Raw genomic sequence first — 20,053 nt, 5'->3', positions numbered from 1 at the left:
CGGTCGCGGTTCCGCGCCAGAGTGCCGCGAAACCGGCTTTGACACAACTGGCAGACTGGCATATCAGTTCTGTCGACCCGAGGAACTGGAATCCATGCCGCTGACACATCCCGACCGTCTCTTTCCCTCCGACCCCGGCGAGCGCGACCTCGCACGCAGGCTCTACGAGGGGGTGGCGGATCTGCCGATCATCAGCCCGCACGGCCATTGCGATCCGCGCTGGTTCGCCGAGAACAAGCGGTTTCCCAATCCGGCCGAGCTTTTCGTCGTGCCCGACCATTATGTCTTCCGGATGCTGGTGAGCCAGGGCGTGACGCTGACCGAGCTGGGCGTTCCGCGCGCCGATGGCAGCCGGAGCGAGATCGATCCGCGCAAGGTCTGGCGCATCTTCGCCGAGAACTTCCACCTCTTCCGCGGGACGCCGTCGGAGATGTGGCTGAACCATTCGTTCGAGCATGTCTTCGGCATCGACATGCCGCTCAACCGCGATACGGCGGACGAGTATTACGACCATATCGACGCGAAGCTGGCCGAGGATTCGTTCCTGCCGCGCGCGCTGTTCGAGCGGTTCAACATCGAGGCGCTGGCCACGACCGAGGGCGCGCTCGACGATCTGAAATGGCACAAGATGATCCGCCAGAGCGGCTGGAAGGGCCAGGTCATCACGACCTATCGCCCCGACGCCGTGGTCGATCCCGATTACGAGGGCTTCGCCGAGAATGTCGAGAAGCTGGGCGAGCTCACCCGCATCCCGACGACGAGCTGGGGCGGCTATCTCGAGGCGCATCGCGCGCGTCGCGCCTTCTTCAAGGAGCATGGCGCGACGGCCAGCGATCACGGCCACCCGACCGCCCGGACGGAGGATCTCGACCGCGAGACGGCGAAGGCGCTGTTCCTGAAGGCGCTCGACGGCAAGTGCAGCCCGGAGGAGGCCGATGCCTTCCGCGGCCACATGCTGACCGAGATGGCGCGGATGAGCCTCGAGGACGGGTTGACGCTGCAGATCCATGCCGGATCGCATCGCAACCATTCGGCGACGGTCTTCGAGGCGCATGGCCGCGACAAGGGCTTCGACATCCCGTCGCGCACCGACTGGGTGAACGGGCTGAAGCCGCTTCTCGGGGCCGTCGGGACCGAGCGGGACCTGACGATCATTCCCTTCACCCTCGACGAGACGACATACGGTCGCGAGCTCGCGCCGCTGGCCGGGGCCTATCCGGCGCTGCGCCTGGGGCCGCCATGGTGGTTCTTCGACAGCCCCGAGGGCATCCGCCGGTTCCGCGAGGCCACGACCGAGACGGCGGGCTTCTACAACACCGCCGGGTTCAACGACGACACCCGTGCCTTCTGCTCGATCCCGGCGCGGCACGACGTCTCGCGGCGCTGCGACTGCGCCTATCTCGCGGGGCTCGTGGCGACCGGACGGCTGGCGGAGGACGCGGCCCACGAAGTCGCCCACGACCTGACATACCGCCTCGCAAAAGAGGCTTACCGGCTCTGACGAGCCATCCTGGGGAGGAGAAGACGATGAAACTGAAAACCACACTGACCGCGGGCCTTCTGGCCTCGGCGGCCTTCGCGGGCTCCGCGATGGCGTGCGAGGTCACGCTGCGCTCGTCCGACACGCATCCCGACGGCTATCCGACCGTCATCGCCGTCGAGGAGATGGGCCGGATGCTGGAGGAGCGCAGCGACGGGCGCATCTGCGTCGAGGTGTTCCACTCCGCCCAGCTGGGCGAGGAGAAGGACACGATCGAGCAGACACAGTTCGGCGTGATCGACCTCAACCGCGTGTCGATGGGCCCCTTCAACAACATCGTGGAGGAGACGCAGGTCGTCTCGCTGCCCTACATCTTCCGCTCGGTCGAGCACATGCACAAGGTGATGGACGGCCCGATCGGCGACGAGATTCTCGCCGCGTTCGAGCCGCACGACCTCGTGGGGCTCGCCTATTACGACGGCGGCTCGCGCAGTTTCTACAACAGCGAAAAGCCCATCCGCTCGATCGACGACCTCGCGGGCATGAAGTTCCGCGTCATGCAGTCGGACATCTTCGTCGACATGGTGGGGGCGCTTGGCGCGAACGCGACGCCGATGCCCTACGGCGAGGTCTATTCCGGCATCCAGACGGGCGTCATCGACGGAGCCGAGAACAACTGGCCGTCCTTCGAATCGTCGGGCCATTACGAGGTCGCGCCGTATTTCACGCTCGACCAGCACCTGATCGTGCCCGAAATCCTCGTCATGTCGAAGACGAGCTTCGACGCGCTGAGCCCCGAGGATCAGGAGCTCGTCCGCCAGGCCGCGAAGGACAGCGTGCCGATCATGCGCGAAGCCTGGGCCGAGCGCGAGGCGACCTCCGAACAGCAGGTCCGCGATGCGGGTGTCGAGGTCATCACCGAGATCGACAAGCAGCCCTTCATCGACGCGATGGGCCCGGTCTACGAGAAATACGTGACCTCGGACACGCTGAAATCCCTCGTCGAGCGGATCCAGGCGACCGAGTGACGCCATAGACCGCCGGAGGCGGCCCGACCGCCTCCGGATCCTTTCCGGCAGGACAGATCTTGGAAAAGTTCGCAAATTTCACGGGGCTCGTGTCGCGGATCGCGCTCTGGGGGGCAGGGATCGGCCTCGTTCTCATGACCGCGATGATCGCGGCGCAGGTCTTCTGGCGCTACGTCCTCAACAACAGCCTCGTCTGGTCCGAGCCCGCATCGGTCATGACGATGGGCTGGTTCATTTTCCTCGGGGCCGCCGTCGGCATCAGGGAGGGCTATCACCTGTCGTTCGAGGTGGTGCTCTACCTTCTGTCGGACGGGGTGAAGGACGTGCTCTTTCATATTTCCGACGCGGTGGTGCTGGCCTTCGGGGTCGGCATGATCTGGTTCGGCTGGCAGCTTGCCGCGCGCACCGCCGGAAATTCCATCCCGAGCCTCGGGATCTCGGGCGCGTTCGACTTCGCGCCCATCGTCATCGGCGGCGTGCTCGTCGTGCTCTTCTCGGTCGAACGCATCGCGCGCAGGCTCGCCGGATTGCCCACCGCCCGGTTCGGCGACGTGGTCGACGAGGTCACGGAGGAATAATGGAACTCTGGATCCTCTTCGGGACGTTCACGACGCTCCTGCTCATCGGGACGCCGGTGGCGTTCTGCCTCGGCGCGAGCAGCTTCGCGACGATCCTCTATCTCGGACTGCCGCCCGTCGTGGTGTTCCAGCGCCTCAATTCCGGCGTCTCGGTCTATGCGCTGATGGCGATCCCGTTCTTCATCTATGCGGGCGAGCTGATGGTCCGCGGCGATATCGCGCGCAGGCTCGTGGCGCTTGCCGGGGGTCTCGTGGGGCATCTGCGGGGCGGGCTCGGGCAGGTCAACATCCTGGCATCGGTCCTTTTCGGCGGGATCTCGGGCTCGGCCGCGGCCGATGCCGCGGCGATCGGCGGGCTCATGGTTCCGCAGATGGAAAAGCGTGGCTACGACACGGATTACGCGGTGAACGTGACAGTCACCTCGTCGATCATCGCGCTGATGCTGCCGCCGTCGCATAACCTCATCATCTATTCCATCGCGAGCGGGGGGCGGCTCTCGATCGCGGATCTCTTCACCGCCGGGATCGTGCCGGGGCTGCTGCTCGCGCTCGCGCTGATTGTCGCGGCATGGTTCGTCGCGCGCCGCCGCGGCTATCCGACGGATCCGTTCCCGGGCGGGCGCGTGCTGGGCGCGCTGCTCGTCTCGGCCATTCCGGGGCTGATCCTGGTCGGGATCATGTTCGGCGGGGTGCGCTCGGGCATCTTCACTGCATCGGAATCGTCTTGCATCGCAGTAGTCTACGCGATGTTCGTGACGTTCCTCGTCTATCGTTCGCTGCCGTGGAAGGCATTCGTCGAGGCGACGCTCGGCGCGGTCAGGACGACGGCGATGGTGCTGCTCGTCATCGGCATGGCGGCGAGCTTCGGATGGCTTCTGGCCTTCCTGCGCGTGCCCGCGGGCATCGTCACCTTCATGGAGGGGGTCAGCGACAATCCGATCCTGATCCTCCTGCTCATCAACGTGAGCCTGCTGATCCTCGGCACGTTCATGGACATGAGCCCGCTCATCATCATCACGACGCCGATCTTCCTGCCCGTGGCGACCGCGTTCGGCGTCGATCCGGTGCAGTTCGGCATCATCCTGGTGCTGAATCTCGGCATCGGGCTCTGCACGCCTCCGGTGGGGGCCGTGCTCTTCGTCGGCTGCGCGGTGGGGCGCATACCGATCGGTCAGGTCCTCAAGACGATCTGGCCATTCTACGGGGCGTCGATCGCGGTGCTCCTTCTCGTGACCTACATCCCGGCATTGTCGCTCTGGCTGCCGGCCCTTTTCAGAGGATGATCCAGATGACCGATACCTATCCCGAAGTGCAGGCCGATCCCGGCGTCACCCGCCGCGTCCTGAGCCAGAACCCCGAGATCATGGTCGTGGGCGTGACCTTCGAGGCCGGTGCCGAGGGCAAGCCGCACGACCATCCGCATACGCAGGCCGTCTATGTCGAAGGGGGCCGGTTCCGCTTCACCCTCGGCGACGACACGATCGAGATCGGCGAGGGCGAGAGCCTGGTCGTGCCGTCGGGCACGCGCCACGGCGTCGTCTGTCTCGAGGCCGGACGGCTCATCGACACGTTCACGCCGCGCCGCGACGACTTTCTCTAAGGCCGCGCGATGACAGCCACGACCACCCGCCACGCGATCGATCCCGCAACCGCCAAGGACCTCGACACCGAAGGGCTGCGGGCGCATTTTCACGTCGGCGGTCTCTTCCGGCCGGGCGAGGCGACGTTCGTCTATTCGCATTACGATCGCCTGCTGATCGGGTCGGTCGTGCCGGATGGCGGCACGCTGACCCTCGACCGCGTGGCCGAGACCGGGACCGAGAGCTTCCTCGACCGGCGCGAGGCCGGCATCCTCAATATCGGCGAGGCCGGTCAGGTCCGCGTCGCGGGCGAGACGCACGAGATCGCCACGGGCGAGATCCTCTATGTCGGGCGCGGCGCGGGCCCGGTCGAGTTCTCGGGCGCGGGGCGGTTCTATGTCCTGTCGGCCCCGGCGCATGCAACGCATCCGACGCGGCTCGTCCGGCTGGCGGATGCGCGCCGGGTCGAGCTCGGCTCGTCCCAAGAGGCGAACGAGAGGGTGATCCTGCAATTCCTGCATCCCGACGTGGTTGACACCTGTCAACTTGTCATGGGGTACACGCAGCTCGCCCCGGGGAGTGTGTGGAACACGATGCCCGCCCATACGCATGATCGCCGGATGGAGGCCTATCTCTATTTCGACATGTCGCCCGAGGCGCGCGTCATGCATTTCATGGGGGCACCCGATCAGACGCGGCATATCGTGATGGGCAACGAGGAGGCGGTGATCTCTCCGCCATGGTCGATCCATTCGGGCTGCGGCACGGGGGCCTACACGTTCTGCTGGGCCATGGCGGGCGACAACGTGGATTTCACCGATATGGACATGGTCGCGATGGAGGATCTGCGATGAACGCGCGGTTCACCCTCGACGGGCGTCGCGCCTTCGTCACGGGGGCCAATACCGGGATCGGTCAGGCCATCGCGGTGGATCTGGCCCGTTCGGGCGCGCATGTGGTCTGCGCCGGACGGTCGTCCTGCGACGAGACGGTCGCGACGATCACGGGCGAGGGGGGGTCGGCCGAGGCGTTCGAGATGGACCTCGCCGATCCGGCCGAAGGGGCCGCGCGGCTGGAGCAGGCGGGCGATCTGGATATCCTGGTCAACAATGCGGGGATCATCCGCCGCGAGGACAGTGTCGATTTCACCGAGGCCGACTGGGACGCGGTGATCGATGTGAACCTCAAGGCCGTCTTCCTGCTTTGCCAGCGTTTCGCGAAGGGGCGCATCGCGTCCGGCGGGGGCGGTCGGATCGTCAACATCGCCTCGCTCCTGTCGTTCCAGGGGGGCATCCGTGTGCCGTCCTACACCGCGTCGAAGCATGGCGTGGTGGGGCTGACCAAGGTGCTCGCCAACGAATGGGCCGGACAGGGGATCAACGTGAACGCGGTGGCACCCGGCTATGTCGCGACCAACAATACCGAGGCGCTGCGCGACGATCCCGACCGCTCGAAGGAGATCCTGGGCCGGATCCCCGCGGGACGCTGGGGCCAGCCCGAGGATATCGCGGGCGCGGTCACGTTCCTCTGCATGCCCGCCGCGGATTACGTGACGGGCACGGTGCTGAGCGTCGATGGCGGCTGGCTCGCCCGTTAGGGGCGAGCAATCGTCAGGACCCGGTCGGCCGCGACGTCCTGCCAGGGCGTCGCCTCGCCATCGGGCCAGATCACGCGCAGATCCGCCCGATCACGGGAGCCGAGACCGAAATGGGCGGGCAGGGCACTGCCGCCCGCATGGCCGCCGCCCACGACGATTTCGCGGGTCTGGAGACCATCGGGGGTTCTGACCTCGACATGGGCGCCGATGGCGCGTGAATTGCCGCCGGGCTGACGCAGCGAGACACCGATCCAGTGGCCCGTCGCCTCGGTCGCATTCCGCCAGATCTCGAGCGGGGCGCGGCGGTTCACCACGACGATGTCGAGCAGCCCGTCGCCGTTCAGATCCGCGAGCCCGCCGCCGCGAGAACGGTCGGTCGTGGCGATCCCCGCGCTGCCGCCGCGTTCCACGAAGGTGCCGTCGCGCTGCTGCATCAGGAGGTTGTTCGGATCGGCCATGGCGAGGCCCGGCATCTGGTCGACGTTGCCCTTCGCGATAAAGAGGTCGAGCCGTCCGTCATTGTCGATATCGCCGAATTCCGCGTGCCAGCCGGTCGAGGGGCGTCCGTCGTCGCCCTGATAGGGGCGCTGGGCATAGGTTCCGATCTCGTAGGGGAGCGCGGACCAGGCACCTCCGTCGCTGCGCATCATCACCTGGTCGCCCATGGAGGTCAGCATGACCTCGGGGCGGCCGTCTCCGGTGATGTCGCCGCTCGCGATGCCCATGCCCCAGAGGCTCAGACGCTCCCAGCCATCCTCGGGGCCGAGCTCTTCCAGCGGGTCGAGCCGCCACATCTGCTCGTAGCCGCCGCGCAGATAATAGTGCCGATCGTTCGAGAGGCGCAGCATCGGCGTGCCGTCGCGATTCCAGTCGGAGAAGAGGATGGAGAGCGGGCAGAACCCGGGATCGAGCGGCGTGGCGGCATAGCCCTCGCCGTCGGGACGCAGGAGCCAGTTGGTGTCGCAGGCCCCGAACGGGCCGTCGGGGTCGTCCATGTCCACGTAATTGCCGAAGGCGAGGGTGGGGCGATCCTGTCCCGGCTCCCATGTCGCAGAGAAGGCCGTGGTCCAGGCGTCGCTCCCGGTGCCGTCGGGGGCATCCTCTGCCGAGAAGCGGCATGCGCCCGCGCCGCGGAGCACGACATTCGATCCGACGCGCAGGACCATCAGGTCGAGCGGCCCGTCGCCATCGAGATCGACCGGATAGGCCCCCGTGACGCCGGTCAGGTCCGGCACCTCGCCCGGTTCGAACGCGATGTCGCCGCCGGGTTCGGAGACGTTGACGAAAAGCCGGGCCGGGCCTTCGCCGCCCGCGACGTAGAGGTCCGGCAGCGCGTCGTCGTTGCAGTCGAGGATCGCGACGCCACCGCCCACGAAATGCGCCCAGCCGCCCGAATAGACATGCTCCACGGGCAGCGCGCCCGCGCGATCGACGAAAACCGGACCATCGGCCGATGCGGGTGTCGCGGCGAGCGCGAGGAGAAGCGCGAGAGGTCTCATACCGTTTCCAGTCCGCCGGCACTGCCGAGCCGCAGGGAAGTGAGTTGCCCGAGCGCGAGCGCCGCCGCCCCGCGCGCCCAGATCAGGTCGCCCCAGGCGTGGATCTCGACCCTCGGGGGCGGGCGATCGACATGGATCGCCGCATGGATCATCTCGGCCAGCACCTCGTCGGCATAGAGGAAATCGTATTCCATCCGCTCTCCCGACAGGATGATGAGTTCCGGGTCGAAGAGGTTGACCACATTGGCGAGCCCGACGGCCAGGAACCGCCCCGCGCGGCGAAAGATCGACCTGGCGGCGGCGTTTCCGGCCTTCGCCTCCTCGTGGAGGCGGGCGAGGATCGTCGAGGCGTCGAGGCCGTCCGTCATCGACCAGTCGAGCGCGGTGGAGGCCTCGCGCACCAGCGCGTAATCGGCGACATAGGCCTCGAGGCAGCCGCGCTGGCCGCAGCGGCAGAGCGCGCCGTCGAGCTGCACCTTGATATGGCCGAGCTCGGTCCCGAGACCGCGTGCCCCGCGAAAGACCCGGTTGTCGAGCACGATGCCCATGCCGACGCCATGTTCGATCGTGACGACGGCGAAGGTCGAGACCTCGCGTCCGTCGCCGAACCAGAGCTCGGCCAGCGTCAGGAGATTGGCGTCGTTGTCGACCGTGACGGGCAGGCCGAGCTTGCGCTCGAGCACGTCGCGCAGCGGCACGTTGCGCCGGTCGATCAGGGTCGACCAGTGGACGTTGCCGGCCGCGCTGTCGACGAAACCAGGCATCCCGATCCCGAGCGCGTCGAGCTCGTGCCGCTCGCGGCCGGCCTGCGCGAGGGCCGCATCGACGAGGCGCGCGACGATCCGTGCGAGGGCCGCGGGCGGAACCGCGCGTCCGGTTCCGGGCTCGGAGATCTGCGCGACGGGGCCGCCCGCGAAATCGTGGAGGACCGCCGAATTGGCCGTCTCGCTGAGCTTGATGCCCGCGACGAGGCCCGCGCCCGGACGCACGGCCAGCGCGACGGGGGGGCGGCCACGGCCCGTTCCCTCGCTGTCGCGCGGGGGGGCATGGGTTTCCTCCAGATAGCCGGCGGAGAGAAGCTCCGTCGCGGCCGACGTTACCGATCCGGGCGAGACGCCGAGCGTCCGGGCGATCTCGGCCCGGCTGATCGTGCCCTCGGCACGCACCGATTCGAAGATCTGCTGGCGCAGCGGGGCCGTCGCATCGCCGGTTCCGGCCCTCGCCCGCAGCAGCGGACCGCATCCGACGCGACCTGCGACCGCTTGCGGCATGGCCAACGCAATTTTTTCACCACCCATAGAAAATTCCGCTCCCTCGACCGGATTATCCACGAATTGCGGCGGTGCAGCGGATCCGGTCGGGCCGAGATTAACGAATATCGCGATCTACGGAAGGAATTATTTTGACAGGCGAAGTAAGTGGCGGCATCTTGCGCTGGCATCATCGCCTGCCGGATCGTCGGCAGTGCAAGGATCCTTGGGAGGAATACATGCGTCTTTCACTTCTTGCGGCCGCCGCGCTGTCGACATCGCTCACTTCCGTGGCCTTCGCGCAGGACGGCATGACCGTCGGCGTGAGCTGGTCGAACTTCCAGGAGGAACGCTGGAAGACCGACGAGGCCGCGATCCGCTCCGCGCTCGAGGATGCCGGTGCCGAATACGTGTCGGCCGACGCTCAATCCTCCTCCGCCAAGCAGCTGTCGGACGTCGAGTCGCTGATCTCGCAGGGTGTCGACGCGCTCGTGATCCTCGCGCAGGACACGCAGGCCATCATCCCCGCGGTGCAGGCCGCCTACGATGCGGGCATCCCCGTCGTGGCCTATGACCGCCTGATCGAGGACGACCGCGCCTTCTACCTGACCTTCGACAATATCGAGGTCGGCCGGATGCAGGCGCGCGCCGTGCTCGAGCAGCAGCCCGAGGGCAACTACGTGATGATCAAGGGCTCGCCCACCGATCCCAACGCGGATTTCCTGCGCGAAGGGCAGCAGGAGGTCCTGCAATCGGCGATCGACGCGGGCGACATCACCATCGTCGGCGAGGCCTATACCGATCAGTGGCTTCCGGCCAACGCGCAGCGCAACATGGAGCAGATCCTGACCCAGACCGGCAACGAGGTCGATGCGGTCGTGGCCTCGAACGACGGCACCGCGGGCGGCGCGGTCGCGGCCCTCACGGCGCAGGGCATGGAGGGGATCCCCGTCTCGGGGCAGGATGCCGATTTCGCGGCGCTGAACCGCATCGCCCAGGGCACGCAGACGGTCAGCGTCTGGAAGGACAGCCGCGACCTCGGCAAGCGGGCGGGGGAGATCGCGCTCGAACTCGCGTCGGGCACCGAGATGTCCGAGCTCGAGGGTGCCGAGGAATGGACCTCGCCCGCTGGCACGACGCTCTGGGCCGAATTCCTCGAGCCGGTTCCGGTCACTCAGGACAATCTCGAGGTCATCGTCGATGCGGGCTGGATCAGCCAGGAAGAGCTCTGCCAGGGCGTGAGCGGCGGTCCGGCCCCCTGCAACTGATCGTCGACGCGACCTGCTCGACACGGCCGCCCGGCATCGACCGGGCGGCTCTCCGTCCATATTCCATCTTCGTCGAGGAGCCTCATCCGCATGAGTGACGCGACAACGGATCGCGGCGACACGCCCGGTCACACCGGCCCCCGCCGCAGTTTCTTCAGTCAGCTCGAACTCGACCTCAGGCTTCTGGGCATGGTCGGTGCGTTCATCCTGATCTGTCTGCTCTTCAACGTGATGACGGGCGGCCAGTTCATCACGCCGCGCAACATCTTCAACCTGACGATCCAGACCGTGTCGGTCGCGATCATGGCGACGGGCATGGTGTTCATCATCGTGACCCGTCACATCGACCTTGCCGTGGGCGCGCTGCTCGCGACCTGTTCGGCCGTCATGGCGATGACCCAGACATCCTGGGCCGTGGATCTGCTGGGCCTGCCGCTCGGCCATCCGATGCTCGCCGTGATCGCCATCGTCGCGGGCCTTGTGGTCGGTGCGGCCATCGGCGGGTTCCAGGGCTTCATCGTGGGCTATCTGGGCGTTCCGTCCTTCATCGTGACGCTGGGCGGTCTGCTGGTCTGGCGCAACGTGGCCTGGTACCTGACGAACGGGCAGACGATCGGTCCGCTCAACGAGACGTTCCAGCTTTTCGGCGGGATCAACGGGACGCTGGGCTCGACCATGTCATGGGTCGTCGGGCTGATCGCCGCCGCGGCCGCGATCCTGGCCGTCGTGTCGGCGCGCCGCGCCAAGCTGCGCCACGATTTTCCCGTCAAGCCGATCTGGGCCGAAATCCTGACCGGAGCGATCTTCGTGGTGGCGATCCTCGGGTTCATCGCGATCCTCAACGCCTACGAGATTCCCGTCCGCGTGCTCGAGCGCAATTTCGCCGCGCAGGGGATCGAGATGCCGGAAGGCTACTCCGCCGCCTACGGCCTGCCGATCTCGGTGCTGCTGCTCATCGGCGTGGCCATCGCCATGACGGTCATCGCCCGCAAGACGCGCTTCGGGCGCTACATCTTCGCGACCGGCGGCAACCCCGACGCGGCAGAGCTGTCGGGGATCAACACGCGCAAGCTGACGGTCAAGGTCTTTGCGCTGATGGGGATGCTCGTCGCCATCGCCGCGATGGTCGCCTCGGCGCGCCTGACGTTCCATTCGAACGATATCGGCACGCTGGACGAACTTCGCGTCATCGCCGCGGCGGTGATCGGGGGAACCGCCCTGGCCGGCGGGGTCGGCACGATCTACGGCGCGATCCTCGGTGCGCTCATCATGCAGTCGCTGCAATCGGGCATGGCCATGGTCGGTGTCGATGCGCCCCTGCAGAACATCGTCGTGGGAACGGTCCTCGTGCTCGCCGTGCTCATCGACATCATCTATCGCCGCCGCGTGGAGGGCTGAGACCATGACCGAGACAACGAAGTCGTCCAGCGTCGACCGGTCGGGCACGCCGCTGGTCTCGATGCGGGAGATCTCGATCGCGTTCGGGGGCGTGCAGGCGGTCGACCGGGTGTCGATCGACCTCTTTCCCGGCGAGGTCGTGGGCCTTTTGGGCCATAACGGGGCGGGGAAATCGACGCTGATCAAGATCCTCGCCGGGGCCTACCGCGCCGATTCCGGCGAGATCCTCATCAATGGCGAGCGTGCGGAGATCCGCAGCCCGGCGGATGCGCGCAACTACAATATCGAGACGATCTACCAGACGCTCGCGCTCGCCGACAATCTCGACGCGTCTGCGAACCTGTTCCTCGGAAGGGAGCTCACCACGCCTCTGGGCCTTGTCGACGACAGTGCGATGGAGGCCGAGACGCGCAAGATCATGAAGCGCCTCAACCCCAACTTCAAGAAGTTCAGCGTGCCGGTCTCGGCGCTTTCGGGCGGCCAGAGACAATCGGTCGCCATCGCGCGGGCGGTCTATTTCAACGCCCGCATCGTCATCATGGACGAGCCGACGGCGGCGCTGGGCGTCCACGAGACCGAGATGGTCGCCGATCTCATCAAGGAGCTGAAGGCGCAGGGGCTCGGAATCTTTCTCATCAGCCACGACACGCGCGAAATGATGGCGCTTTGCGATCGGGTATCGGTGATGAAGAACGGCGCGCTGGTCGGCACCGAACATGTCGAGGACGTGACCGAGGACGACATCCTGTCGATGATCATCCTGGGCAAAAACCCGAAGCGCGAGGCGGCCTGATCGCGGCGCCTGCGGGCCCGCCATTCGTGACGTCGCGCAGGATCGGGGGCGCACGGATCGCCGCCTGGAAGGGGGGCGATCCCGCAGCGAAAGGCCGGTCGGGGGCGGCATTGGTCGTCGGTTCCGCCGCCACGATCCTGCCGTCCTTGCCCTGATGCATGCTGAAAATCTGGAGAAGGGGGCCGTGCCCCCTATCTCTTCCGGGGCAGTGTCCACTTCCCCCGAGGCGGCACCGCGCACGGGGAGCCGTCAATGAGCACGAATGCGCCGCAACAGAAGATGGGCCGGGATGCCGTCCTGACCCACGGAATCCTGATCGACCATCCGGAGGACCTCCTCGAGGGGACGGGCTTCAGCGTCATTCGCGCGGTCTTTCACGAGACGTTCCTGCGGCTCTGGAGCGACGATGCCTTCGGACTGGCGGGCAACGTCGCCTTTCGCACGATCCTTGCCGCATTCCCGTTCCTCATCTTCACCAGTTCGCTCACCGCGTTCATCGGCGACCGGTCGATGGCCGATCAGCTTATCGAGTTCCTGATCGCGATCCTGCCGCAGGCACTGGTCGAACCGATCGTGTCAGAGGTGAAACAGGTCATGACCGTCCAGCGCGGCGGCGTGCTCAGCGTCGGTATCCTGCTCACCATCTTCTTCGCGGTCGGGGGCGTGGATGGCGTCCGCGTGGGGCTGAACCGGGCCTACGGCATCCGGGAGACCCGCTCGACGCTGCTGCTCTATTCGGTGCAGATCGCGGTCGTCGTAGTGGGCAGCCTGGCCTTCGCGATGGTGGGATACCTGCTCGTGATCGCGCCGCAGATCGGGTCGCTGCTGCACCAGCTGATGCCGGAATTCGATCCGGCCTCGGTCACCGTGGGGCTGGTGCGCTATCCGGCGGCGGCGATCATCCTCATCGCGGCGCTTTTCGTGGCGCATCTTTTTCTGCCGGCGCGGCGTATCCGGTTCAGGAACATCTGGCCGGGCGTGCTCTTCACGCTGACGATCTGGATCCTGTTCACGGCGGCGTTCTCGTTCTACCTGCGGAGTTTTGCCAGCTATTCGAGCTATTACGCGGGCCTCGCGGGGATCGTCGCGGCGCTCTACTTCATCTATCTCGCGGCGCTCGTCCTCATCGCCGGGGGAGAGTTCAACCGCGCGCTCAGGATCCGCAGGCTGGTGCAGCTGATGAACCGCGAGGAAATGAGCAAGGAGTGAGCCCCGCCCGGAGGATCCGGACGGGGCGGAGGGTCACGCCGGGCCCGCGCCCTGCGTGGCGGTGTAGACCGCATAGAGCGACTGGCTCGCCGTCATGAAGAGGCGGTTGCGCTTGGGGCCGCCGAAGCAGAGGTTGCCGCAAACCTCGGGCAGGCGGATCCGGCCGAGCAGGGTGCCTTCGGGCGACCAGACCGTCACGCCGTTATAGCCCACGTTGCGGCCTGCATTCGACGACGCCCAGACGTTGCCGTAGACGTCGATCGCCAGCCCGTCGGGTCCGCATTTCACGCCGTCGACCATGCATTCGCTGAAGATGCGCCCGTTGATGGCCTCGCCGTTCTCGATGTCGAAGACGAAGATGTTGCCCTCGCCGCCTTCGCCGCCATCGCCCGGGCCGGGGCCCGTCGAGGCGATATAGAGCTTGTCCTCGTCCGGCGAGAGGGCGAGGCCGTTGGGGTCGGGGACCTGATCCTCGCCCACCACGCGCGCGACGGTCCCGTCGGGCGCGATGCGGTAGGTCGCGGTCGGCATCTCGCGCTGCATCGTGCCGATGCCGGGCGGCTGGCCCAGCGTCGGATCGATCAGCCCATCGGGATTGGAGGGGCCACCGGCGACGTCCGGCGCGCCCTCGTAGAGCTGGCCGCCATAGGGCGGGTCGGTGAACCAGTAGCTGCCGTCGGTATGGGCGACGACGTCGTTGGGGCTGTTGAAGGGGTTCCCCTCGAAGCTGTCGGCGAGGATCGTGACCGAGCCGTCGAGCTCGTAGCGGACGACGCGGCGGGTCAGATGTTCGCAGCTGAGCTGGCGTCCCTCATGGTCGAAGGAATTGCCGTTGGAGTTCTGCGACGGCATCCGGAACGTGCTGACATGGTCGTCCTCGGACAGGTAGCGCATCTGCCGGTTGTTGGGGATGTCGCTGAAGACGAGATACTTGCCGACCCCGCTCCAGGCCGGTCCCTCGGCCCAGAGCGCCCCGGTCCAGAGCCGTTCGATCGGCGCGTTGGGCTGGGCCAGGCCCTGGAAGGCGGGATCGACAGTGATGACGTCGGGGTCCCAGAAATAGACGCTCGGAGGCGCGTCCGGCGCGAAGCTTCGCGGCGGGTCGGTGATGGTCGTCAGCGGCGTGCCGAGTTCGGCATTCTCCTGTGCGAGGCTTCGGCCGGCAAGCGCGATGCCTGCGCCGCCTGCGCCGATCGCACCGAGTGCCTGGCGACGGCTCAGCGTGCGGTGGAATTTTGTCATCTGGTCATCCTCCCTGGACGGAATCGAGCTTGGCACGTGACGCAAGGTCACGCCAGTTCTTTCACGTCGGGCATCCAACGGACCGCGATGTCGAAATTCGCCCTTCACACTCGGTCGCATTCGGTCATAGCTTGTGCCCGAACGAACGGGCCGGGAGGGTCCGTCGCGACAGACACGACGTCCGGGTACGGGACCGGACGGTTGCCAGAGACAGGGAAACGCCCATGCATATCGCCCCACGCCGCGTCACCTTCAGCACGGCCGGCGCTCTGCTGGCCGCGATCCTCTGCGGTCCCGCGCTCGCGCAGGGCGAGGACGGCACGGTGACCTTCGTGCAGTCGGTCGAGCCCGCGGGCCTCGATCCGACGGTGGGCGCGCCCGTCGCGGCGGGAGAGGTCACCTGGCAGAACGTGTTCGAGGGGCTCGTCGCGATCGACCGCGACGGCGAGATCGTGCCGCAGCTCGCCACCGAGTGGGAAATCTCGGATGACGGGCTGACCTACACGTTCACGCTGCGCGACGACGTGACATTCCAGAACGGCGAGGCCTTCGACGCCGAGACGGCGAAATTCACGCTCGACCGCATCCTGGCCGAGGATTCGGTGAGCGGGCAGAAGGCGCTCTACGACGAGATCGAGAGCGTGGAGGCACCGGATGCCACGACGCTGGTGCTGACCCTCTCCGCGCCGTCCTCGGACCTGCTCTACTGGCTGGGCTTTCCGGCCGCCGTGATGGTCGAGCCGGTCTCGACGCCCACCAACCAGACCGAGCCCGTCGGCACCGGTCCGTTCCGCGTCACGGATTGGCGGCAGGGCGACCGCGTGATCATGGAGCGCTGGGACGAGTATTGGGGCGAGGCCCCCGCGCTGGAGCGGATTGTCGCGCGCTTCATCTCGGATCCGCAGGCGCAGGCGGCCGCGATCCGGTCGGGTCAGGTCGACGTCATCTCGCTTTTCGGGGCACCCGAGCTGTTCGGTCAGTTCGCGGAGGACGACGCGTTCGAGACCCATGTGGGGGCCGGCGAGATGGAAGTCGTCGCCGGAATGAACAGCGAGCGAGAGCCTTTCGACGACGCGCGCGTGCGTCGCGCGCTCATGCAGGCGATCGACCGCAACGCCGTGGTCGAGGCGGTGAAGTCCGGCTACGGCACGCCCATCGGGTCGCATTTCTCGCCAGCGAGCCCGGCCTATGTCGATCTCACCGATGTCGCACCCTACGACCCCGAGGCGGCGAAGGCGCTGCTCGAGGAGGCGGGGCTCGGCGGTGGGTTCGAGTTCACCTTCAAGGTACCGAACCGCCCCTACGCGCAGCGTTCGGCCGAGATCATGCAGGCCTATTTCGCGCAGATCGGCGTGACCGCGAACATCGTCAATTCGGACTTTCCGGCCGCCTGGATCCAGGACGTGTTCCAGGACACCAATTACGACATGACGATCATCGGTCATGCCGAGCCGCTCGACATCGATATCTACAATCGCGATCCCTATTACTTCAACTACCACAGCGATGCGTTCGCCACCGCGATGGACGAGATCGCGAATGCCGGATCCGTCGAGGACCGCGAGGCCGCCTATGGCGAGGCGCAGCGCATCCTGGCCGAGGATCTGCCCGCGCTCTTCATCTATTCCGAGCCGAAGCTCGGCATCTGGAAGGCGGGTCTCGAAGGGGTGTGGGAAAACGCGCCGGTGCCGTCGAACGACATGACGGACGTACGTTGGTCCGAGTGATCCGACCCGACCGATCCCGAAGAAGACAGCCCCGCTCATGACCCGAACCGCGCGTATCGCGACGCGGATGGCCAGCATTCTGGCCATCCTGCTCGGCACGTCCCTCGTCGTGTTCCTCCTCATCGAGGCGGCACCCGGCGATCCCGCCGAGATCATTCTCGGCATGAGCGCGGAGCCCGCGACGGTCGCGGCCCTGCGCGCCGAGCTCGGGCTCGACCAGCCGCTGATGCTGAGGTATCTCGACTGGCTGGTCGGGCTCGCCACCGGCGATCTGGGGACGTCCTATACCTATGGCATTCCGGTGGGCGATCTCATCGCGCAGCGGTTGGCGGTGACGCTGCCGCTCACGGTTCTGGCGACGGTCATGTCGGTGGCGATCGCGCTGCCGCTGGGCGTCTTCGCGGCGGAGCGTCCCGGCGGGGCGGTGGACTGGGCCGCGCAGCTTTTCGCGCAGGTGGGGATCGCGGTGCCGAACTTCTGGATCGGCCTGCTGCTGATCCTGGGCGTGGCGCTCGGGCTCGGATGGTTGCCCACGGGGGGCTTCGCGGGATGGGATGCGGGGATCGGTGCCGCGATCTCGGCGCTGATCCTGCCGGCGGTCGCGCTCGCCATTCCGCAGGCGGCCGTGCTGACCCGCGTGACACGCGCCGCCGTGGCCGAGATCACGGCCGAGGATTTCGTGCGCACGGCACGGGCCAAGGGGCTCGGGCGCAGGCGCGCGCTCTGGCGGCACACCGTTCCCAATGCGCTGCTGCCGGTCGTGACGATGCTGGGCCTTCAGATCCCGTTCCTGATTTCCGGCACGGTGCTGGTCGAGAACGTCTTCACCCTGCCGGGGATAGGCACGCTCGCCTACAACGCACTGGCGCAGCGCGACCTCATCGTGGTGCAGAACGTCGTGCTGCTGTTCGCGGCCATCGTGCTTGTCTCGAACGTGGTCGTCGATCTGCTCTATGCGGTTCTCGATCCGCGTCTGAGGGCCCGCACATGAGGGGGCCGCTTTCCCTCTGGCTCGGTGGCGCGATCACGACGCTTCTGGTGGGGACCGCGCTTCTGAGCCGGGTCTGGACACCGGCCGACCCGACCGGCATGGACATCGTCAATCGCCTGAAGGGGCCGAGCGCGGCGGCCCCGCTCGGGACCGACCAGATCGGGCGGGACGTGCTGTCGATCGTCATGGCGGGGGCCTGGACATCGCTCGGCACGGCGCTCGTCGCGGTGATCGTCGGGGGGGCTGTCGGCACCGCGATCGGCGTGGCCGCGGCCGCGCGCGGGGGGCGCTCGGAACGCGCGGCGATGGCCGTGATGGGCGTGCTCTTCGCCTTTCCGCCGATCCTGTCGGCGATCCTTCTGGGCGCGTTGCTGGGCCCTGGTGCGACGACCGCGATCGTGGCGATCGGCGTGTTCATGGTGCCGGTCTTCGCCAGGATCGCGCGGGGGGCGGCGATCCAGATCTGGGCGCGGGACTATATCGTGGCGGCGCGCATGGCCGGGAAGGGTGCGGCGCGCATCACGGTCGAGCATGTCCTGCCGAACATCTCGGCGCAGATCATCGTGCAGCTCGCCATCCAGACGGGCCTCGCCATCCTGGCCGAGGCGGGGTTGAGCTTTCTGGGCATGGGGGCCGCGCCGCCGAACCCGTCATGGGGCCGGATGCTGGGCGAGGCGCAGACCTATCTCGGCTCCGCTCCGCATCTGGTGCTGGCACCGGGGCTTGCCATCGCGGTGGCGGTGCTGGGGCTGAACCTGCTCGGCGACGGGCTGCGCGACGCGATGGACCCGCGACGGAGGCAGGCGGCATGATGCTCGAGATCCGGGACCTGCGGGTGAGCTTCGGCCAGAGGGAGGTCGTGAAGGGCATCGACCTCGACCTCGCCCGTGGCGAGACGCTGGGCATCGTAGGCGAAAGCGGGTCGGGCAAGTCGGTGCTGTCGCTCGCCACGATCGGTCTTTTGCCGCGGTCGGCGCGGGCCACGGGCTCCATCCGGCTCGACGGGGAAGAGCTCCTGACGATGCGCGAGGGGGAGCTCGACCGCATTCGCGGGCGCAAGATCGGCATGATCTTCCAGGAGCCGATGAGCGCGCTGAACCCCGCGATGCGCGTGGGTGCCCAGATCGCCGAAGGGCTGCGCCTGCGCCGGGGTCTGTCGTCGCGCGAGGCGCGGGCCGAGGCGCTGCGACTGCTCGACCGGGTGAAGATTCCCGATGCCCGGGCCCGCATCGACAGCTTTCCGCACGAGATGTCGGGTGGCCAGCGTCAGCGTGTGGGCATCGCCATCGCCCTCGCGCTCGAGCCCGAGCTTCTGATCGCGGACGAGCCTACCACCGCGCTCGACGTGACGGTGCAGGCCGATATCCTCGATATCCTCGACGATCTGGTGAGCGATCTGAACCTCGGGCTGATCTTCATCTCGCACGATCTGGGCGTGATCGCGCGGATCGCGGACCGCACGCTCGTCATGTATCGCGGCGAGGAGATGGAACGGGGCGAGACCGAGACGATCCTGCGCCGCCCCGGCCATCCCTATACCCGCAAGCTGCTCGACGCGATGCCGCGGCGCTCGCGCCTGTCTCTCGGGGGTGGCGATGTCTGATCTGCTGCGCGTCGAAGGTCTCAGCCGCATCTTCGAGATGGGCGACAGTCGCATCGCGGCGCTCGACGACGTGTCGCTGAGCCTCGGGCCGGGGCGCATTCTCGGGGTCGTGGGCGAAAGCGGATCGGGGAAGTCGACGCTCGCCCGGGCCGTCATGGCGTTCGAGCGGCCCGATGCGGGCCGGGTCGAGATCGCGGGGCGGTCGCTTTTCGATCTGAAGCCGTCCGAACTGAGGCGGGCGCGGCGGGATTTCCAGATGGTGTTCCAGGACCCCTACGGGTCGCTCGATCCGCGCCAGAAGGTCCACCGCATCGTGGCCGAGCCGCTGCATCTGGTCGAGGACGCGCCGAAGGGGCGGGAACGCCGCGATCTTGTGGCGAGAACGCTCGAGGATGTCGGGCTGACGGCGGCGGATGCCGAGCGGTATCCGCACGAATTCTCGGGCGGTCAGAGGCAGCGCATCGCCATCGCCCGCGCGCTCATCTCGCGGCCGAAACTGCTGGTCGCGGATGAGGCGACCTCGGCGCTCGACCTTACGGTGCAGAAGCAGATCCTCGACCTGATCCTCGAATTGCGGGCGGAGACCGGGATCGGCGTGCTCTTCATCACTCACAATATCGGCGTGGTCGACGAGATCTGCGACGAGGTCGTGGTGATGCGGCAGGGTCGGGTGGTCGAACGCGGAGCCACGCGCGACGTGCTCGACGCGCCCTCCGAAGACTACACGCGGAGCCTGATCGCCGCCGAGCCAACGCTCGAGGTGATCGGCCGCCGCCACGCCCGCCAAGGAAAGGACAGGACTTGACCGAG

At 67.3% G+C, this 20,053-nt stretch carries 19 protein-coding genes; 16 read left to right on the top strand and 3 right to left on the bottom strand.

The features are described 5' to 3' along the window. Positions 1-94: 94 nt before the first annotated feature. The 7 genes from uxaC to kduD are packed head-to-tail and all read left to right on the top strand — an operon-like array spanning position 95 to position 6,263. A complete protein-coding gene (gene uxaC / locus RVY76_RS07110; protein WP_317373183.1) occupies positions 95-1,501 on the top strand; it encodes a glucuronate isomerase in 1,407 nt (468 codons plus the stop codon). Positions 1,502-1,533: 32 nt separating this feature from the next. Further along, entirely contained in the window at positions 1,534-2,508 is a 975-nt protein-coding gene (locus RVY76_RS07105; protein WP_317376730.1) for a TRAP transporter substrate-binding protein, read from the top strand. A 59-nt stretch (positions 2,509-2,567) separates the two neighbouring features. Beyond that, positions 2,568-3,086, top strand: coding sequence for a TRAP transporter small permease (locus tag RVY76_RS07100; protein WP_317373182.1), 519 nt, complete (start codon positions 2,568-2,570; stop codon positions 3,084-3,086). Further along, positions 3,086-4,369: a TRAP transporter large permease gene (locus RVY76_RS07095; protein WP_317373181.1), complete on the top strand. Its 1,284-nt coding sequence runs from the start codon at positions 3,086-3,088 to the stop codon at positions 4,367-4,369. Before RVY76_RS07100 ends, RVY76_RS07095 begins: the two co-directional genes overlap by 1 nt. A 5-nt stretch (positions 4,370-4,374) precedes the next feature. Then, the gene (locus tag RVY76_RS07090) at positions 4,375-4,686 is read left to right on the top strand and encodes a cupin domain-containing protein (RefSeq protein WP_317376681.1); all 312 of its coding nucleotides are present in this window, start codon (positions 4,375-4,377) and stop codon (positions 4,684-4,686) included. Positions 4,687-4,695: 9 nt separating this feature from the next. Further along, positions 4,696-5,520, top strand: coding sequence for a 5-dehydro-4-deoxy-D-glucuronate isomerase (gene kduI, locus RVY76_RS07085; protein WP_317376680.1), 825 nt, complete (start codon positions 4,696-4,698; stop codon positions 5,518-5,520). Next, entirely contained in the window at positions 5,517-6,263 is a 747-nt protein-coding gene (gene kduD / locus RVY76_RS07080; RefSeq protein WP_317376679.1) for a 2-dehydro-3-deoxy-D-gluconate 5-dehydrogenase KduD, read from the top strand. The genes kduI and kduD overlap by 4 nt, the downstream gene beginning before the upstream one ends. Here the strand turns inward: kduD and RVY76_RS07075 are convergent. Next, a complete protein-coding gene (locus tag RVY76_RS07075) occupies positions 6,260-7,762 on the bottom strand; it encodes a CRTAC1 family protein (protein ID WP_317376678.1) in 1,503 nt (500 codons plus the stop codon). The genes kduD and RVY76_RS07075 overlap by 4 nt on opposite strands. Next, complete coding sequence (locus RVY76_RS07070; protein ID WP_317376729.1) at positions 7,759-9,033, bottom strand: ROK family protein; 1,275 nt, start codon at positions 9,031-9,033, stop codon at positions 7,759-7,761. Before RVY76_RS07070 ends, RVY76_RS07075 begins: the two co-directional genes overlap by 4 nt. 218 nt (positions 9,034-9,251) lie before the next feature. On the opposite strand from RVY76_RS07070, the gene xylF reads away from it, so the two are divergent. The 4 genes from xylF to RVY76_RS07050 all read left to right on the top strand — a co-directional run bounded on the left by xylF (position 9,252) and on the right by RVY76_RS07050 (position 13,680). Continuing rightward, positions 9,252-10,280, top strand: a complete 1,029-nt coding sequence (gene xylF / locus RVY76_RS07065) for a D-xylose ABC transporter substrate-binding protein (protein ID WP_317376677.1) — start codon at positions 9,252-9,254, stop codon at positions 10,278-10,280. Between the two features lie 90 nt (positions 10,281-10,370). Next, positions 10,371-11,678, top strand: a complete 1,308-nt coding sequence (locus RVY76_RS07060) for a sugar ABC transporter permease (RefSeq protein ID WP_317376676.1) — start codon at positions 10,371-10,373, stop codon at positions 11,676-11,678. 4 nt (positions 11,679-11,682) lie between these two features. Further along, the gene (locus tag RVY76_RS07055) at positions 11,683-12,471 is read left to right on the top strand and encodes an ATP-binding cassette domain-containing protein (RefSeq protein ID WP_317376675.1); all 789 of its coding nucleotides are present in this window, start codon (positions 11,683-11,685) and stop codon (positions 12,469-12,471) included. A 252-nt stretch (positions 12,472-12,723) separates the two neighbouring features. Then, complete coding sequence (locus tag RVY76_RS07050; protein WP_317376674.1) at positions 12,724-13,680, top strand: YihY/virulence factor BrkB family protein; 957 nt, start codon at positions 12,724-12,726, stop codon at positions 13,678-13,680. A gap of 33 nt (positions 13,681-13,713) precedes the next feature. On the opposite strand, the gene RVY76_RS07045 is transcribed toward RVY76_RS07050, so the two are convergent. Continuing rightward, the gene (locus tag RVY76_RS07045; RefSeq protein ID WP_317376673.1) at positions 13,714-14,922 is read right to left on the bottom strand and encodes an SMP-30/gluconolactonase/LRE family protein; all 1,209 of its coding nucleotides are present in this window, start codon (positions 14,920-14,922) and stop codon (positions 13,714-13,716) included. A 224-nt stretch (positions 14,923-15,146) separates the two neighbouring features. Here RVY76_RS07045 and RVY76_RS07040 point away from each other — a divergent pair, with 224 nt between their 5' ends. Genes RVY76_RS07040 through RVY76_RS07020 form a run of 5 tightly spaced genes read left to right on the top strand, consistent with a single transcriptional unit; the run spans position 15,147 to position 20,048 of the window. Then, on the top strand, positions 15,147-16,649 hold the full coding sequence (locus RVY76_RS07040; RefSeq protein WP_317376672.1) for an ABC transporter substrate-binding protein: 1,503 nt from the start codon (positions 15,147-15,149) through the stop codon (positions 16,647-16,649). A 37-nt stretch (positions 16,650-16,686) separates the two neighbouring features. Then, positions 16,687-17,640 carry an ABC transporter permease gene (locus RVY76_RS07035; RefSeq protein ID WP_317376671.1) on the top strand — a complete coding sequence of 318 codons (954 nt, stop codon included), beginning with the start codon at positions 16,687-16,689 and terminating at the stop codon, positions 17,638-17,640. Beyond that, a complete protein-coding gene (locus tag RVY76_RS07030) occupies positions 17,637-18,452 on the top strand; it encodes an ABC transporter permease (RefSeq protein ID WP_317376670.1) in 816 nt (271 codons plus the stop codon). Before RVY76_RS07035 ends, RVY76_RS07030 begins: the two co-directional genes overlap by 4 nt. Further along, positions 18,449-19,243, top strand: coding sequence for an ABC transporter ATP-binding protein (locus tag RVY76_RS07025; RefSeq protein ID WP_317376669.1), 795 nt, complete (start codon positions 18,449-18,451; stop codon positions 19,241-19,243). The genes RVY76_RS07030 and RVY76_RS07025 overlap by 4 nt, the downstream gene beginning before the upstream one ends. After that, positions 19,236-20,048 carry a dipeptide/oligopeptide/nickel ABC transporter ATP-binding protein gene (locus RVY76_RS07020; RefSeq protein WP_317376668.1) on the top strand — a complete coding sequence of 271 codons (813 nt, stop codon included), beginning with the start codon at positions 19,236-19,238 and terminating at the stop codon, positions 20,046-20,048. The genes RVY76_RS07025 and RVY76_RS07020 overlap by 8 nt, the downstream gene beginning before the upstream one ends. The last annotated feature ends 5 nt before the right edge of the window (positions 20,049-20,053 follow it).

This window comes from Palleronia sp. LCG004 (assembly GCF_032931615.1).
Classification (GTDB): Bacteria; Pseudomonadota; Alphaproteobacteria; order Rhodobacterales; family Rhodobacteraceae; genus Palleronia.
The sequence above is the reverse complement of the archived record's forward strand: the minus strand, read 5'-3'. Positions and strand labels throughout refer to the sequence as shown.